Source organism: Vitiosangium sp. GDMCC 1.1324 (assembly GCF_003044305.1).
Taxonomy (GTDB): domain Bacteria; phylum Myxococcota; class Myxococcia; order Myxococcales; family Myxococcaceae; genus Archangium.
The window spans coordinates 1-16,034 of sequence record NZ_PZOX01000050.1 but is presented as its reverse complement, the minus strand read 5'-3'; the positions used below and the strand labels follow the sequence as shown (position 1 = coordinate 16,034).

Below are 16,034 nucleotides of genomic sequence, written 5' to 3'. Positions count from 1 at the left end.
CTGGCTGCGAATGAACCGGGCGACCGGCAGCATCACTCCTTTGAGGGGATGGACCGGCAGCGTGACGGTCACGCGCTCAAATAATGGTGGCGGACCCGTGGCAGTGTGTCGATGCCGTCCTGACGGCACCCAACGCAGTGCGCGCCATTCTGGAGCACCTGTCACTGCCCACGCGGCCTGCTTGCGCTGGCTGCAGCGCAGGGGCCACCCCAGCACGCGTGGTGTTGAGCCTCGAGCAGTCACGGTGCCAAAGACGCCCACGCCCCTGCTGGCCTCCCCCTGGGGAAGCCACTGGGCCGATGTGTGCCCCATGGGGCTGCACCGCCTCTCCACCGGCCCGGCGCACAGCCTCGTGGCACCCTTCAGCAGCCCTCCTCCACCCCTCGGCTCCAGCCCTCTCCCTCAACACCTCCCCCATCCCTCCTATACGCCGGAACCACCCGTTGGCCTGTCCTCGTGCAATCCAGGAGATCTCCCTATGCGAATCATCTCTCCGCTGCTCGCTGTCGTCGTGGGTCTTACCCTCTCCGTGGTGGGTTGCGGTGGCAATGCGTCCGAACCCGAGCAGGTTCCCCCGGCCGAGTCCTCCGCCGTCGATGAGCAACGCTCCGAGGGCGACGTCACGCAGATGGCCATCTGCCCGCGGGTATGGAGGTGTGATTCCGTTGACCGGAACTTCGTCACGCTGGCTGATTGCACCGCCGCATGTGCCGGTGCCACCTGCTATCGCGACTACGCGTGCAGGCCCGCCTGCGAGTGTCCCTGAGGCTGCCTGAAGGGAGCGGCCGCGGGTGAGGCAGTCCGGTCCCCATGGGCTGTCCTTGTCACGCGAGGGGCTGGTTTGACACTCCTCCATCGCCAGCGTGGGTTGGGATGGCCTGCCGCACGCGGTGTATGATGCGGCATGCACTCTCCACGATGGCTCCTCCTGGTCGCCCTGGCATTCGCTTGCGTCGCCTCCGCGGCCAGCCCCGCTCCCACCTACCAGACCCGGACCCTCGAGGGCTGGACGATTCGCATCGATGACCGCCTGCTGTCAGCGGCGAACAAGCCCCTGACGGACAAGGCCCTGGTGCTCCTGGGGGCGCAGCTCAAGGAGGTCGTCCGGCTCGTCCCCGCGGGCCCCGTGGCTCAGCTCCGCAAGGTGACGCTGTGGCTGTCGCCGCCCTATCCCGACGCGGAGGATGCGGGTCGGTACCATGCTGGCAAGGTCTGGCTGGGCCAGCCGGGTCGCAACATGGCGATGCTGAAGGGCATCGAGTTCTCGAACGTCCTCATCTTCGAGAAGGAAACCAAGCGGATGCCCCTCTTCGTGCTCCACGAGCTCGCCCACGCCTATTACGACCAGGTGCTCCACCAGCACGCCGACATCAGGGCTGCCTATGCGCTCGCGGTTGCAAGCAGGAGCTACGAATGCGTGGAGCGCCGGCGTGGGCCCGACAAGCCCATCACGTTCGAGCGTGCGTATGCCATCCTCGACGATTGGGAGTACTTCTCGGAGACCTCGGAGGCGTTCTTCGGCCGCAACGACTACTATCCCTTCACACGTGAAGAGCTGGCCAATCACGACCCGGGCATGCTCGCGCTGCTCGAGCGGATGTGGCAGATGCCCACGACCACGACCACGACCACGACCACGCCACCGGCGTCCGCCGCCTTCGATGCCCGCTGCTACTACCGGTTGACGACCCTGTGGCAGGGCGAGGGCATGTCGCTGGACATCCTCGGGGACGGCAAGGCCGACAACGTGCCCATCCTCGCCAGGTCGGGAGAGTTCACGGGACAGAAGTGGAAGCTGACTCCGGAGGCCAACGGCTACTACCGGTTGACGACCCAGTGGCGTGGGACCAGCCTGTCCCTGGCCAGCACCGCAGGCAATCGCCCCCTGCTCGTCAAATCCGCGGATGTTCCGGAGCAGCGGTGGAAGCTGATTCCGGAGCCCAACGGCATCTACCGGCTGACCACCCAGGCGCAGGGCGATGCGCAGTCTCTGGGCATCCTCAATGACAGCAAGGACAACAACATCCCCGTACTCGCCAAGACAGCCTGCAGTGACTCGGGACAGCTGTGGAAGGTGACCTCCGAGTGACCTGTGAAGGATGCGCTGTGAGCCGGGAAGGTGTCAAAGGACTCATTCCAGCCCTGGAGGTGGAGGACTCCGAGGGGGCCCCCGACAGGAACTCGGTGGAGGCGCTGGTGCTCATGTTCGAGGCAGTGCGCAAGGGCGTGCGGCGCATGGCCCGAGCTTTCGACGACAACCACGAGTCACGCCGCCGCTGGCGCCTGGGATTGGCGTTGGCGAATGCCGCCGTGGTGGGCGTCCTGCTCCTCGTGCTGGTGCGTCTGGCCTCCGTGTCCCCACCGCCGAGCGGCTCGGAACCTCTCGCGAGCACCTCGTCCGCGCCCATGGGCCAGGAGGTGCCCACGGAGGACTGGAATCCGGACCAGCCCACTCATGGGGGGCTCGTGGACACTGCGGATGCTGGGGCGTCCGTGCTCGCCCGTCCGCTGCCGCGTGAACCCTTCAAGGGGCAGAAGCGCCCTACCTGCACTCCCTACGCCGAGGTCGAGTTGATTGGCGCCTGCTGGTTGCCGCATGAACTCAAGGCCCCGTGCCCGGACGTTCTCTACGAGCACCAGGGTAAGTACTACTCGCCCGCCTACAGTGCCAAGCCACCGCCTCAGTCGCTTGAGCCGTGAGTGGCGCGGGCCCCTTTCGCTCTTGGCGCCCGGGTTCGTGCGTCCTCCAACTCGCACTCGCTGCCGTGCCCCACAAATCGTCTGACTCCTTCCAGGTACACCAGCAGACCGCGCCTCAACGGTGCCTCCATCCGTCCTGTATCTGCCTCAATTGTGTGGTGATATGAAGGGTAGGTAAGATATCATCCCCCAAACACCCTCAACGAGAAATCCAGAGGCAATCGTGCCCGACTTCAAGCTTACGGCTCTGTGGAAGAGCACACTCGCTCCGCAAGCCGCAGATTCCGAATCGGCCGCCAGAGAACGTCTACGCGTGGAGTTCCTGTCCTTCCGTGAGCGAGTAGGGCAATTAGTCGCCGAAATACCGCAAGATCTCCGCGACTACACGGTCCATGACTTGACCCACCTGGATGCGCTTTGGGAAATGGCGTCAATTCTGGCAGGAGATAGCTTTGCACTGACTCCGCTCGAGGGGTTCGTGCTCGGTGGAGCAATTTTATTGCACGATGCGGGCATGTGCTTGGCGGCGTACCCGGAAGGACGAGCTGGGCTTCGCCGTGAGAAAAAATGGCTAGATCTTTTCGTCTTGCAGTTCCAACGGGAGAATGGCCGACGGCCGACTCCTTCTGAACTCGTCGCTCCCTCTCCTGTTGTAGAGAACCCGGTCATCGCTGAGCTTCTTCGGGAGCTTCACGCACAGCAGGCTGAGCGTCTCCCGTTGTTGTCATGGCGTGATCGCGACGACGATGAGCCACATCACCTGATCGCGGATGTTGATCTTCGATTGAACCTTGGACCGCTCATTGGTCGCATTGCACACAGTCATTGGTGGCCAGCCAGCGACCTTCGAGCTCATTTTCCAAAGATAGTTGGCGCGCCTGCTGGCTTCCATAATGATTGGACGATCGATCCGCTCAAGGTGGCCTGTTTGCTGCGCGCTGCTGATGCTGCACACATTGATGCTCGACGCGCGCCTCGGATCCTCAGAGCTTTTCGAAAGCCAGCAGGGATATCCAAGAGTCACTGGATCTTCCAAGAGAAGCTGCATACCCCGAAGGAGGTCGATGGCAGCCTTGAGTACACATCTGGAAGTGCATTCGCACTCAAGGACGCCGAGGCATGGTGGCTCTGTTTCGAGACCTTGCAGATGATCGATCACGAGCTTAGAGAAGTCGACGCATTGCTCACTGATCTGAAGCGGCAACGCCTGAAGGCACGCCGGGTTGCTGGGGCTGAAGATCCTGCGCGCCTTGTTGAATGGATTGGCACTTCCGGTTGGGAGCCGGTTGATGCGCGCCTGCGCGCCTCCGATGTGTTCGGTCTGGTGGAGCGGATTGGGGGAAAGGAACTTTATGGCGACGATCCCACCATCCCTCTTCGCGAACTCATTCAGAATGCCGCTGACGCAGTACGAGCGAGGCGAACTCTTGACCGCCTGCCGCCTAATTGGGGCCGGATTGTGGTAAGGACGGGACGCGATGCGACGGGAGAATGGCTCGAAGTATTCGACAGCGGCATCGGTATGTCGCGGGCAGTTGTCGCCGGCCCCTTGTTGGATTTTGGGACGTCGTACTGGCGGTCGCACCTAGCACGACAGGAATGGCCCGGACTCATTGGCGAAGGCTTTGAGCCGATCGGTCGTTACGGCATTGGCTTCTTTTCGGTCTTCATGCTTGGTCGGAGGGTCCGGATCATAACGCGTCGGATGGATGAGGGGCGTAGGGACACCCGCGTGCTTGAGTTCGCAGCGGGTCCTAGGACACGTCCGGTGCTGCGACCAGCCGATGAGTCGGAACTCTTGGTTGATGGTGGTACATGCGTGCGTGTATGGCTGGATCGTCCTATTGCCGACGCAACCGTTCCACTGCCACGGCTTTGTGCTTGGTTGTGTCCCGCCCTTGATGTGAGCCTTTTTGTACAAGACGGTTCGAGCGCTGAACATTGCGTCGTCTCCGCCAACGATTGGATATCGATGGACGGGAAGGCGCTACTTGAACGAGTACTGGATCACGATGCCGGCAACTGGCTTGAGGAGCGCCAGGGCTATTTCCGCCCGATTGCGGACATGTCTCCTTCTTTGCGATATCTTTGGTCTAAGGAGAAGGAGATCGTTGGTCGCGCCGCGATTCATTACGAGGAGGCGTCCAACCTTTCACGAGGCGTTCTCTGCGTGGGCGGACTCCGTGCGTGCTATCTACATGGGATCTCAGGAGTGTTCCTCGGATACCCAACGAGAGCGGCGCGGGACTCTGCACTGCCGCTATTCAACGACGAGGAGCGGATTCGCTGGGCCGAGGAACAGGTTCCGCTAATCCAAGCAGTGTTTGGTCACGACATCGAAGCCCTCCAACATTGCGCGTCGCTAGTGTTCATGCTTGGCGGCAGAACCGGAATGCTTCCAATCGCCGAATCATCTAGCGGAGCGCTAGATGTAGAAAAGGTGGGCGAGTGGGCCGCAGCTAAAGATCGCGTTTATTTGTGCGAACGAGATGGCCATTGGGTGCTGGGCGATGACACGGTGGAACTCGTCGCCGATGCGCTAACCGTCGATCAGGTTAGTGCTCCGGTTATTAATATGCCAAGACGGGATGAGAGGTGGCCCTGGGGCGAAGGCGACCCGCGTTTCGGTTCACCTCTCGTTGTCGCGGTTATCCTCGCAGTTGCACGGGCTTGGGGGATTTCCCTTTCGGATGCCGGAGACGCGAAGACGTCACTGAAGATGAATCGAGAGCAAGTTACGGTCGGTAGGTTGCGGACGCGCCAGAAGGCGTTCCGGTCTGTGGCATGGGTGCTGTGCCGACCAACATGACCATCCGGGACACGTCAGTGAAAAGACCCCAAGTTCTGGGGAACCTGGGGCACTGACGAGTGGAGGCGGCGGGAATCGAACCCGCCGCCTCGTCTTCTCACACCGTCAGGCTGCGGGGGCGGCCTTCTCGGGGGGCTTGCGGCCCACGCGGTGCTTCCTCGACTTCGTCAGCACGTGCTTGAGGTAGCGCCCGGTGTGGCTCTCCTTCACCTCGGCGACCTGCTCCGGAGTCCCCGTGGCCAGCAATTGGCCTCCGCCCGTGCCGCCCTCGGGCCCGAGGTCGATCACCCAGTCCGCGCTCTTGATGACGTCCAGGTTGTGCTCGATGACCAGCACCGTGTTGCCCGCCTCCACCAGCCGGTTGAGCACGTGCAACAGCTTGCGGATGTCCTCGACGTGCAGGCCCGTGGTGGGCTCGTCGAGGATGTACAGCGTCCGGCCCGTGGCCACTCGCGCCAGCTCGCGTGCCAGCTTGATGCGCTGGGCCTCGCCTCCCGACAGCGTCGGTGCGCTCTGCCCCAACCGGATGTACCCCAGGCCCACGTCCTCGAGCGTCTGCTCCCTCAAGCAGGGGCGGAGCCGGGGCAGGAGGAGGAGAGCCCCGCCTTTGCAGCGACGGTGGAGGAGCCGAGGAAGGAGAGCACACCCCGTTTGGACTGTGCCGGGCTGCTGAGCAGGAGGTTCGCCCTGGATGTGTACGCGTGCGTGAGGAGTGGAGGCAGGCGGAGGGTGTTGGCGTACGAGAAGGGAGCAGGAGGGGTGAGAGCGATGGTGGAGCACCTGGGGTTGCCCACGGCGAGTGCGCACCTGGCCCCTGCGCGAGGGCCGCCCCAGAGCGCGTGGTGTTGAAGCGCAAGCCGCCCCAGCCAGCCAAGAGAGCCAGGCCCCTGCCGCGTCCCTGCTGGGAAAGCGGCTGGGCTGGGCAGGCGTGTGTCTGCTGGAGATGAAAGGCTTGTGCGCCGGCTCGGCGTGCGGCTCATGGGCTCCCCGTCAGCGTCCCTCACCTCCCCCTCTGCTCCCGCCCGCTACGCCCAAGAGGGCTCCTGTCCTTCCTATGCTCTGAGCACGTTGCCCACGTTGTGCAGCACGTTGGTGGCGATCTCCGCCCGGCCCACCTGCCGCGCCGTCTCCACGAGCTGCCGGTGCACGTCCGTGAGCTCCCGGGTGCGCTCCTCCACGCGATGCTCCAGCCCCTCGTTGGCCTGCTTCAGGGCCTCCTCGCGCCGCTGGACCTCGCGGGCCATCCGCTGGAAGGCGTGCGCCAGCTGGTCCAGCTCGTCCTCGCGCGAGGTCTCCAGCCCGACCTCGAAGTCAGAGCATAAGAAGGATTGAAGGCCTGTTGAGGGAGAGGGCTGGAGCGGAGGGGCCGAGGAGGGCCGCTGACGGGAGCCGCCCGAGCAGTGCGCCAGGCCGGAGCAAAAGCGGCGCAGCCCCTGGGGGTACACGCCGGCCGAGGCCGCCCACCCAGGAGGTGCGCGGTAGGGGCTCTTCTGGCTGGGGCGGCGTGAGCCTCAACACCAGCGAGTCGGTACTTCATTGAGCATGCGCTTGTCGCTCTCGGAAAGGCTGAATAGGGTCGCCGCTTTCTCCGCAAGCGGCTTTGGTAGCTTCATCTGTCCGAGAAGGGCGCTGACTACGAGAACGGGCGACAGGCCGGCGATCTCGCTGGTGATGTACTGCCAGGACCAACCTCTCTCGCGTTTGATGTCGAGAAGTTTTTCCGTGAGCTGTTCACGTCTCATAAAAGGCTTCCTTGCTGTTTCCGCGCCGGGATTATCTCATACCCGCCGCTGCAGAGTCGAAACTGAGCATCCGGCCGGTGCCCGGCTTTCCAGGCCCATCTCTTTGACATCCAGGCGCTTTGCCTGTGCGAAAGCATCGCGCTGACGAGCGTCTGTTTGCACGCCATCGGGCGAAATCTGTGGTTTATTCATGTTGGCTGAGTGTCTCACCTGAAGGAGAAGAGCGTGCAGATGCGGCGTCAGGTGGGGCAGGGCGGCGCCAGGCAGCAACTGGCGGCTGGCGTTTCGACTGCGTCGGCCAATTCTTGTTTCGGCGGCTCTTGGACGACCGCTAGGCGCCGCTTTTCGGCTTCGCGGTCTCAGGTCGCGGCGATGATTCCGTGTACCTCGTGAGTCCCCGAGAATCGCAGGAACTCCCAGTGTCTTCTCCAATTATTCAACTCACGATGGTGGGTCACGAGTTCGGCTGGGAGATCGTCCCCGTATATGTCCCCAATACGGTACCTGCGCACAGATCAATCTGCGTGTCGATTGTCCCGCTCCCCGTGGCGTTCGCGAACGCTCCGGTCCCACCGGTGACGGTGTAAGTTCCCGTGGAAGTGATCACACACTGGTTGCCCCCGCCTTTATCGTCAACGTGTCCGCTGACAGAAAGGAACACGCTGTCCTTCCCGTTGGCCCCGACGAAGGGGTGAATGTCCCTGAAGCGTTAACAAGACCGTGTGTCCGTCCGGCGGTGTCAGTGAAGAAGCCGACGATCTCACGAGCATCGTCAATGGATCCAAGTTGGGTGGAGGTAGAGCCAGGGAAATCAAGTTGGCTGAATATACCGTTCTCGAGAACCAGACCGTGTTGGACGCCCGCTGCATCAGCAAAGGTTCCGACAATATCACCGCGCTTGTTCAGTCCTGCGGTCTTGGTACCGGTAGCGCCCGGGAAATCGAGTTGGGTAAATCGGCCGCCGCGGAAAGAAAATCCGTGGTCTGTTGTAACAGAAATGAAAGCTGGCTCATTGCGTTGCGATGGTCGACTCAGGGCTGCTGAGAGAGCAGCGCAGAAATTCAGCTCAACTGGAGCCGACGTACGAGTTCATCGGAGGTGAGTGACCGCTGCCCATTTTGTCGCGCGACCGAGGGTAGGCTATGTGGGCCAGCACGCTGAAGTTGCTGCTTGTCTCGGCAATACTCAAGTGAAACTCGTCAATGCGCCGTCTGCGGGTGAGCACAGCGGGCGTGTTAGCCGAGTCACCTGACCAGGACACATACCTGGAGGTGTGAACGTTCCCGATAGGAGTCCCGCCTCTCTTGCGGTGGCGCAATCGACGAGCTGCTGCTAGGACTGCCGCTCATACTGGTGGGCCGGCAGTCCGGCGCACGCACGCGCTGATTGGAACTCTGCGGCGCGAGTATCTCGAGCAGACCGTTCTTTGTGGAACGGTCTCGATCTGCGTCGGGAGCAGGATCGATGCGCCGCTTATTACAACCAGCGGCGGGTCGGCGCTGGACTGCGTGGTCGGACGGCCTAGAGCAGGGTTACGTGACTCCGTGCCAACCGGCGAGTCGTCATCACTTCGCATGGCGAGCTGACTGTTCCACACGCCGATTACTGCTCAGATCAGGAGTTCGCCATGGTCAGGATGCATTCAAACACGAAGTTGAGCCGTGATCCTCGAAGCATTTGTCCCCGTAAGGAGTGGGCCTACTCCAGGCTCTTTGGACCAGCCAAGCTCGGCAATGGTTATTGGGAGAGACATTGGAGACTGGTTGTGGCAACTTCTCAGTGAATCGCCTATACGACGCTTCTCTGACGCAGCATTGCGCCTGTTAGCAACACCTGGTCTCGCAGATGCCCCGGTCGCTCTAACCTGCTAGGGCGCAATCGAGTAGGCGGTGAAGGTAAATGTCCCTACGACGGTTCCGCCGCCGTCAAGTGGGTTTGCGTGAAGGGGGAAGGCGGTGAGCGTGATTGTGCCCGTGGCACTACCATTCGCTCCAAAGTGAATGGTGTAATCCAAGCGTGCAATGTCCGCGTTTGGGAAGTCGAAGTCGATCGTTCTGCCGGTTACCACTCCGTTGCCGCCCACATGCCACGCGCCGAGTTGGCTGCTGAAGAAGAATTGCGGGCCTCCTTGTGCGGAATCTATCACCGACATCGTGTGATCGCTGTGTAACGTGATGACACCGCGAGAGGCGAAATTTCCATTCGAATCCGTAATGGTTGCGATGTAGGACGTCCCGTTTGCTCCCTGCCCGTTTGCTCCCTGATCGTTACCGTCGCCTGCGAGAGCTGATTGTGCAAAACCGGCTGCAAAAAGTGCTATGCACGATATGGTCAATCTGAGGTTCATCTGACGTTCTCCTTCCAATGTGTTTACGCCGAGAAAAAGAAATCGCCTCTTAAGCCTGCGAAGCGTGCCGCGAATGCCTTGTCTGTAGAAGCAGGTCGATGCAACAGTACCAGAAGTAAATGACGAAATAGTGTAATTACACTGCAAACACAAAACAACATAACCATAACGTATGATGCGGTGCGATGGCGTTGAAGAGGTTGCTTAATTTGAGAGGGTGATGGGCTGACACGTCGCGGACTCCGCCGCTACCGCCGTGTGAGAGGCGACAAAGCCTGTCAGCGCACAGACGGAGAGCAACGAAGACATACCGGTCCAATACCGAAGCATGTCCACCTTCCTATGGGGAGAGCAGGGGGCCGTAGTGTGGGTACGGGTCCTGGCGGTACAAGCCGCGCCCCAGGGAGGGTTGAACTTCCGCTGAAGGACAGCTCACCCCAGCGCCGCTTTCTTATGCGGTGTTACTCGGCCTCGGCGGTGCGCGGCGCGGTGGAAGACGGCGCCTGCTCGCTTGCTCTCGCCTCGGGGGCGGGCTCCCCGGCCACGGGGGTTTCGGCGGCGGGGGCGGCGATCACCGCGGGCGTCTCCTGGGCGACAGGGGCGGGGGCCTCGGCCACGGGCGCGGGCGTCCCGGCGGCGGGAGCGGGCTGCTGCTCGGGCGCGGGGATGGGCAGCGGGGCCATGGAGCGGTACACCATTCATGAAGGCAATCTGCTCGTTGAGGTGCTGCATGAGACTGAGCAGCGGCGCCACCTGGGCCATGAGCTTGCCCGGCAGCACCAGGTCCGCCACCCGCTTGACGAAGGACTCCGCCTCCCCATCCGCTATCCGCAACCCCTCATGCCTCACCAGGGCACTCACCAGGCAGATGTAGCGGGTGCGCGTGCGCACCAGCGCCTCACGCACCGCCAGCTGCGCCTTCATGTGCCTCTTGGCGTCCGAAGTGCGGTGCGCCGGCCGGTACGCCCTCAACTTGCACGCCTCCGCCAGGCTGCGCGCATCCCTCTTGTCTGTCTTCACCCGACGGCTTCGCGTGGCGTACATGGGGGCGAAGTTGGCGGCGGTCACGTCCGCGCTGCCGCAATGTAGGGCTCGATGGGCCTCCACGCCCCCGTGGCCGCCTGGCCGCTTCATCTCCTCTATAGTCAATCCAGAATGAACCACGACAGTCCTTGCGCAAACGACGCCCTCGAACTCTGAGGCAATCGAAATCCTCACATTGCACAGCACCGGACGGAAACGCGGAATCCTGGTCACCGAGGTCGTACGGCCATACCCACGCCAGGGGCTCGAGCCCGAGGCCCCCTGCCGATACCGCGAGCAGCACTCCGGGCAAGGAGGGTATGGGAGGAGGCCTCCGGTGCCCCTCACCGACCGCCGACGACAAGCCACACGACCCTCCTCATAGCCGTCAATTGATAGCAGGCCGAGCTAACTCAATTTTCACTCAGCGGGCCTCGTGCAAGCACCGCGCGAGTCGCTGGAGTGGAACCCGATGAGAGAGCTGCAACAGCCCGACAGCATGCGTTCGGAACAGCCCAAGGCCGTTCATGAATACCGCGCCGCCCTGTTCAGCATCTTCCTACATAGGGAGCAGGGAGGAGCCCTCTCGAAGGCCCTCCCACCCGAGCTGCGGCCGGTCCCGCTCCAGAAGGCCATGGAGTTGGTCCAGGACCTTCCCGACGAAGGACTCCGTGTGCGCGCGCAGGATGCCGCGGAGTTCAAGCTGGCAGATGCCGCTTTGTTGGAGCGCAAGAGCGTGCTCATCGAGGAGGCCGCGACGCAGTTGAGCCTACGATCGTCAGGCGAGGACCGGAGATGAGCGACATGGGCAGGCAGCCAGACGGTGACACCTCGTCCCTGGTTGCGGCCAGCGAATCCGAGCTGGATGACTCGTTCCTAAAGGAGCTCGTCCACGAGTCTCCCCTACCGATTCCCATGCCCGTTCCGGGGGAGCGCCTGGGCGGCCAGGATGGGACCCGCTACGAAATCCTCGAGCTGGCCGGCCGCGGAGGCATGGGGCGGGTCTTCCGAGCGCTGGACCATGAGCTGCGGCGAACGGTCGCCCTGAAGTTCCTGCTGTCCGTCCGGGATCTCTCCGAGCCCCGCGTGGCAACGCTCGTCCGGGAGGAGGCCCAGGCGATTGCCCGGCTCGACCACGAGAACGTCGTCCGGATCCACGATGTGGCGCTGTGGCACACCGGCTTCCGGCAGGGGAATGGTGCGCTCCCCTTCAAGCTCCCCTTCCTGGTGATGGAGTACCTGGAGGGAGAGTCCCTGCAGGCGCTGCTGCGGCGAGGTCGGCTCGAGCTGCGGCGCGCCCTGGCTCTGATGATCGACGTGGCAGCGGGTCTGGCGCATGCACACGAGCGCCACATCATCCACCTGGACATCAAGCCGGGCAATGTCTTCATCACCGCCAGCGGCCGGGCGAAGCTGCTCGACTTCGGTCTGTCGCAGCTGCTCAGCGGCACCTCCGCCAGCCTCGAGTCTGGCGGCGCGGGAACGCCGCCCTACATGTCCCCGCAGCAGTGGAGGCGCGAGCCCCCGTCGGCGCGTGACGACACCTGGGCATGCGGGCTCATCCTCTTCGAGATGCTCACTGGCGAGCACCCGCTGCCGCTGGTGTCCCCCCACGAGCTCCGCGTCCGCGTCACCTCTCCCGAGCCGATGCCCTCGTTGCGCGCGCATCATCCCGAGCTGCCCGCAGAGGTGGAGCGGTTCGTGGCCTCGACGCTCGACAAGGAGCCGGCGAATCGCCCCGCTGACGGCTCCGAGTTGCTGAAGCGGCTCTGCGAGTTGCAGGAGCGGCTCGCCCTTCAGCCGCTGCGTCCACAAGCCTCCGCCGAGCGGCGGCAGGTGACGCTCGTGGCCTGCAGGCTCGCGCTCGTGCCCGGGGCCCGGATGCTGAATCCCGAGGACTTCAGCGAGCTGGAGCTGCTCTTCCACCGCGCCTGCACACGCATCATCCAACAACACGGTGGAACCATCACCACGGCCGTTGGAGCCGAGGTGCTCGCGAGCTTCGGCTATCCTCTCGTTCAAGAGGAAGACTCGGAGCATGCGGTCCGCGCGGCGTTGCAGCAGACGCGGCAGCTCGCGCGAGAGCTGGCGTGCGCGTGGTGCCCGGGCCTGTCCATGAGGGTCGGCATCCATACGGACGTGGTGACACTGGCCGCCGTCATGTCCGAGTTCCAGGGGATGACGCCTGCAATGCAGGGCGAGGCCCCACGGCTCGCCTCATGGTTGGCCACGCAGGCCGAGCCGGACACGGTGCTCCTCAGCGACCAGACCCACGCACTCGTACGAGGGCGATTCCAGACACGCGCCCTGGGCCCGAGAACTTTCGAAGGCCTCTCGGGCGCCCAGCCCATCGGTGTCCACCAGGTGCTCCACGAGCGCGGGAACGTGACCCGCTTCGACCGCGCGTTCGTCATGGGCCCCCTGACGCCGCTGGTGGGGCGGGAGCGCGAGCTGCGGCGCCTCGCCCAACTGCGAGAAGAAGCCACGCGCGAGCATGGGACGTTCATCCTGCTCCGGGGAGAAGCGGGCATTGGCAAATCCCGCCTCGTCCAGGAGCTGCACGACCGCGAGCCCCCCAGCACGAGCACCTGGGTGCGGAGTCAGTGCTGGCCGCAATTCAAGAGCAGTGCCTTCTACCCACTCATTGATTGGCTGCGACGCTTCCTGGACTTCTCTCCCCAGGATGGCCCCCCGGAGAAGCTGCGAAAGCTGGAGGACCAGCTGGGCGCGTCCGGCCTGTCCGCGGAGCACCTGCTTCCCCTCGCCTCACTGCTCTCCCTGCCGCTCCCCCGGGAGGCTCCCTTCCTCCTGCTCCCCCCGGAGCGCCAGAGAGAGCGGGGCGTCCAGGCGCTCTCGGCCCTTCTCCAGCAGCTGGCCGGACAAAGGCCCCTCGTCTTCGTCATGGAGGATGTGCACTGGGCGGATCCCTCCACCCTCCACTTCCTCGGCTTCCTCTTGGAGCACCTCGACGGCCTCCGGCTCTGTGTCCTGCTCACCAGCCGTCCCGAGCTCACCCAGGCCTGGGCGGAGCGGCCCGGCTTCCACGAGCTGCGGCTCGCGCGCCTCCCACCCGAGGCCACCGTGGCCCTCGTCCAGCAAGCCGCTCGCGGCAGGGCCTTGCAAACCCGAACGGTCGAGCAGCTCGTGGCCAGGACCGATGGCATTCCCCTCTTCGTCGAGGAGCTGACGCGGATGGTGGTGGAGCAGCAAGGCAGGGGCGAAACCTCACCGGAGGATGACCTTCCCCCGATCCCGGCCACCCTGCACGAGTCCCTCCAGGTCCGGCTCGCTCAACTCCCGCCCCGGACGAAGGCGCTGGCGCAGCTGGCGGCCCTGCTGGGCCGGGAGTTCGATCACGACGTGCTCCGCGCCATCTCGTTCCTCGGGGAAAACGAGCTGCAGCGGGAGCTGCGGAGACTGGAACAGGCCGGGCTGCTCTTCGAGCAGGGTTGGCCGCCACACCTCGTGTATGCCTTCAAGCACACGCTCGTCCAGGACGCGGCCTACCAATCCCTGCCCCGAAGCACGCGCCAGCACTACCACACCCGCATCTTCCACGTGCTCCGCGAGCAGTTCCCCGCGATGCCGGAGGAGCATCCCGAGCTGCTGGCGCACCACGCCACCCGGGCGGGCCTGACGGTACAGGCTGTGGACCTGTGGCAGCGCGCGGGCCAACGGACCGCGGCGAAGTCGGCCCTCTTCGAAGCGGGCATCCACTTCAGCCGGGCGCTCGACCAACTCGCGCTACTGCCCGCCTCGCGCGAACGGGATGAGCGGGAGATCGCCCTGCGGGTCGAGCTGGGTCAGGCGCTCGTCTCGACGAAGGGCTTCGCGGCTCGGGAGGTCGAGGAGGTCTATACCCGCGCGTACTCGCTGTGCGAGCGGTACGGGGATCTCCCGCTCTCCGTGCTCTGGGGCCTCTGGGTCGTCGCGGTGGTACGGGGGGACGGCGAGGCGGCCGACCGGCTGTCCGTGCATTTCTATCGCCTCCTCGAGACCCACGAGGACCCGGCGACCCGGATGGTGGCCCATGTCGGACTCGGCTCCTGGATATTCTGGAAGGGTGCCTATGACACGGCCCTGCGGCACTGCATCCTGGCGCAGCAGCAGCTCGCTCGAGATCGCTCGCTGATGACCTCGGCGCGTATCCGCGGTGGGGGCAGCCAGAGCGACATCGTCGAGCAGGTGCTCAATTCGTATCTGTACAAGGCCCTCAGCGAGTCGATACTGGGAGACATCGACCGGGCGCGCAGGAGCTACCATGAGGCGCTCGCGGTGGCCGAGGAGATGCAACACCCGTATGCCCTCGCGCACACGCTCACGTTCTGCGCGTCGATCGAGCGCATCGCCTGTGAGCCCGAGCTCGCGCGGGACCTGGCGAACCGCGTGATCTCCGTCTCGGCCGGCAACGGGTTCGTGTTCACGCTGGCCATCGGCTACTGCGTCCTGGGTTGGGCCACGGCCCAGCTCGGGGATATTCCGGCGGGAATCGCCACCCTCCAACAGGGCCTCGCGCTGATCCAGGCGATCGGAGCCCAGCTCATCTACCCGACCTGTCTGGTGCTCCTCCTCAGGACATATCTCCTCAGTGGGCAGTACGCGGAGGGACTGGCCGCCACGAGAGAGGGCCTGAAGATGCTTGACGGACTCCTGGCCCGCCAGGCGCTTCCGGACCTGCTGTGGCTCCAGGGAGAGTTCTTGCTCCGTCAGGGTGAGACGGAAGCGGCGCGCGACAGTCTGGAGCGGTCCCTCGTGAAGGCCCGCGATTTCGGCGCGGCGATCAGCGAGGTGTGTGCGGCCATGAGCCTGGCCCGACTCCTGCGGCAATCCGCCAGGACGGAGGAGGCCTCCGCGCTGCTGTCCGAGGCCTGCGGCAGGTTCCCCGAGGGAGTCGACCTCCGGGACTACAAGGCCGCCCGGGCGCTGCTCGCCGAGCTCTCCGCACAGGAGCCCGCGCCGGGCACGTCGCCGGGCTGAGAGGGGCACGCCCCCACGCGCCGGACGACTACCGGCGCGCCGTGCGCTCGGCCTCGACCAGGCGCTTCTTGGACAGCTCGAGGTACTGCGCGTCCATGTCAATGCCCACATAGCGCCGGCCCAGCTTCAGCGCTCTCCGCAGCGGCGGCGCCGGGCGAGGAGGAGGCACCAGCGTCAGATGAGGCAGCTCGGGCCATGTGGCGCAAGCGTCAGCGCGCCCGGAGGCTGGATTGGGAGGGGTTGCTGCGCAAGACGTTCGCAGTGGATGTGTTCGCGTGCTTGAGGTGTGGAGGCAGGCGGCGGGTGTTGGCGTACGTGATGGCCTATGCATAATGCCCCGCCTCCTCCGCACTTATTTGAGCAGGTCTGCGCCCGCTGGGTTCATTTCCCCGGCTCCTGGTGGCCCTCAGCCGCTTGAGCGTCGAGCGGTCGAGCT

At 64.3% G+C, this 16,034-nt stretch carries 12 protein-coding genes and 2 pseudogenes; 8 read left to right on the top strand and 6 right to left on the bottom strand.

Going from position 1 to position 16,034, the window contains the following annotated elements:
* Positions 1-478: 478 nt before the first annotated feature.
* The 4 genes from DAT35_RS57250 (at position 479) to DAT35_RS58700 (ending at position 5,509) form a co-directional block, all read left to right on the top strand.
* Positions 479-766, top strand: a complete 288-nt coding sequence (locus tag DAT35_RS57250; protein ID WP_108077904.1) for a hypothetical protein — start codon at positions 479-481, stop codon at positions 764-766.
* Positions 767-904: 138 nt separating this feature from the next.
* On the top strand, positions 905-2,089 hold the full coding sequence (locus tag DAT35_RS57245; protein ID WP_108077903.1) for an RICIN domain-containing protein: 1,185 nt from the start codon (positions 905-907) through the stop codon (positions 2,087-2,089).
* Positions 2,090-2,106: 17 nt separating this feature from the next.
* Positions 2,107-2,700 (top strand): hypothetical protein, encoded by a 594-nt coding sequence (locus DAT35_RS57240; RefSeq protein ID WP_108077902.1) that lies wholly within the window; start codon positions 2,107-2,109, stop codon positions 2,698-2,700.
* A gap of 223 nt (positions 2,701-2,923) precedes the next feature.
* On the top strand, positions 2,924-5,509 hold the full coding sequence (locus DAT35_RS58700; protein ID WP_146210339.1) for an ATP-binding protein: 2,586 nt from the start codon (positions 2,924-2,926) through the stop codon (positions 5,507-5,509).
* Positions 5,510-5,614: 105 nt separating this feature from the next.
* Here the strand turns inward: DAT35_RS58700 and DAT35_RS57235 are convergent.
* The 3 genes and pseudogenes from DAT35_RS57235 to DAT35_RS57215 all read right to left on the bottom strand — a co-directional run.
* Positions 5,615-6,067 (bottom strand): annotated as a pseudogene (locus tag DAT35_RS57235) (ATP-binding cassette domain-containing protein); the annotation flags it as partial.
* Positions 6,068-6,564: 497 nt separating this feature from the next.
* Positions 6,565-6,822, bottom strand: a pseudogene (locus DAT35_RS57225) (HAMP domain-containing protein); the annotation flags it as partial.
* 198 nt (positions 6,823-7,020) lie between these two features.
* Complete coding sequence (locus DAT35_RS57215; protein ID WP_199243326.1) at positions 7,021-7,251, bottom strand: hypothetical protein; 231 nt, start codon at positions 7,249-7,251, stop codon at positions 7,021-7,023.
* Positions 7,252-7,971: 720 nt separating this feature from the next.
* On the opposite strand from DAT35_RS57215, the gene DAT35_RS58695 reads away from it, so the two are divergent.
* On the top strand, positions 7,972-8,295 hold the full coding sequence (locus DAT35_RS58695) for a hypothetical protein (protein WP_146210338.1): 324 nt from the start codon (positions 7,972-7,974) through the stop codon (positions 8,293-8,295).
* An 823-nt stretch (positions 8,296-9,118) separates the two neighbouring features.
* Here the strand turns inward: DAT35_RS58695 and DAT35_RS58690 are convergent.
* Positions 9,119-9,598, bottom strand: coding sequence for a hypothetical protein (locus DAT35_RS58690; protein WP_146210337.1), 480 nt, complete (start codon positions 9,596-9,598; stop codon positions 9,119-9,121).
* A 461-nt stretch (positions 9,599-10,059) separates the two neighbouring features.
* A complete protein-coding gene (locus tag DAT35_RS57210) occupies positions 10,060-10,281 on the bottom strand; it encodes a hypothetical protein (protein ID WP_146210336.1) in 222 nt (73 codons plus the stop codon).
* Positions 10,282-11,093: 812 nt separating this feature from the next.
* On the opposite strand from DAT35_RS57210, the gene DAT35_RS57205 reads away from it, so the two are divergent.
* Both DAT35_RS57205 and DAT35_RS57200 read left to right on the top strand, forming a co-directional pair.
* Positions 11,094-11,420, top strand: coding sequence for a hypothetical protein (locus DAT35_RS57205; protein WP_108077899.1), 327 nt, complete (start codon positions 11,094-11,096; stop codon positions 11,418-11,420).
* Between the two features lie 5 nt (positions 11,421-11,425).
* Positions 11,426-15,598: a protein kinase gene (locus tag DAT35_RS57200; protein ID WP_158502466.1), complete on the top strand. Its 4,173-nt coding sequence runs from the start codon at positions 11,426-11,428 to the stop codon at positions 15,596-15,598.
* Positions 15,599-15,626: 28 nt separating this feature from the next.
* Here the strand turns inward: DAT35_RS57200 and DAT35_RS57195 are convergent, their stop codons facing one another.
* Entirely contained in the window at positions 15,627-15,767 is a 141-nt protein-coding gene (locus DAT35_RS57195) for a site-specific DNA-methyltransferase (protein ID WP_233262316.1), read from the bottom strand.
* A gap of 26 nt (positions 15,768-15,793) precedes the next feature.
* Between DAT35_RS57195 and DAT35_RS59725 the strand changes: the two genes are divergently transcribed.
* Entirely contained in the window at positions 15,794-15,931 is a 138-nt protein-coding gene (locus DAT35_RS59725) for a hypothetical protein (RefSeq protein WP_158502464.1), read from the top strand.
* Positions 15,932-16,034 lie beyond the last annotated feature (103 nt).

Bases quoted from the DNA above. Each gene is read 5' to 3' on its own strand.
- DAT35_RS57250 (WP_108077904.1), top strand. From the start codon at position 479: ATGCGAATCATCTCTCCGCTGCTCGCTGTCGTCGTGGGTCTTACCCTC.
- DAT35_RS57245 (WP_108077903.1), top strand. From the start codon at position 905: ATGCACTCTCCACGATGGCTCCTCCTGGTCGCCCTGGCATTCGCTTGC.
- DAT35_RS57215 (WP_199243326.1), bottom strand. From the start codon at position 7,251: ATGAGACGTGAACAGCTCACGGAAAAACTTCTCGACATCAAACGCGAG.
- DAT35_RS58690 (WP_146210337.1), bottom strand. From the start codon at position 9,598: ATGAACCTCAGATTGACCATATCGTGCATAGCACTTTTTGCAGCCGGT.
- DAT35_RS57210 (WP_146210336.1), bottom strand. From the start codon at position 10,281: ATGGCCCCGCTGCCCATCCCCGCGCCCGAGCAGCAGCCCGCTCCCGCC.
- DAT35_RS57205 (WP_108077899.1), top strand. From the start codon at position 11,094: ATGAGAGAGCTGCAACAGCCCGACAGCATGCGTTCGGAACAGCCCAAG.
- DAT35_RS57200 (WP_158502466.1), top strand. From the start codon at position 11,426: ATGGGCAGGCAGCCAGACGGTGACACCTCGTCCCTGGTTGCGGCCAGC.
- DAT35_RS59725 (WP_158502464.1), top strand. From the start codon at position 15,794: ATGTGGCGCAAGCGTCAGCGCGCCCGGAGGCTGGATTGGGAGGGGTTG.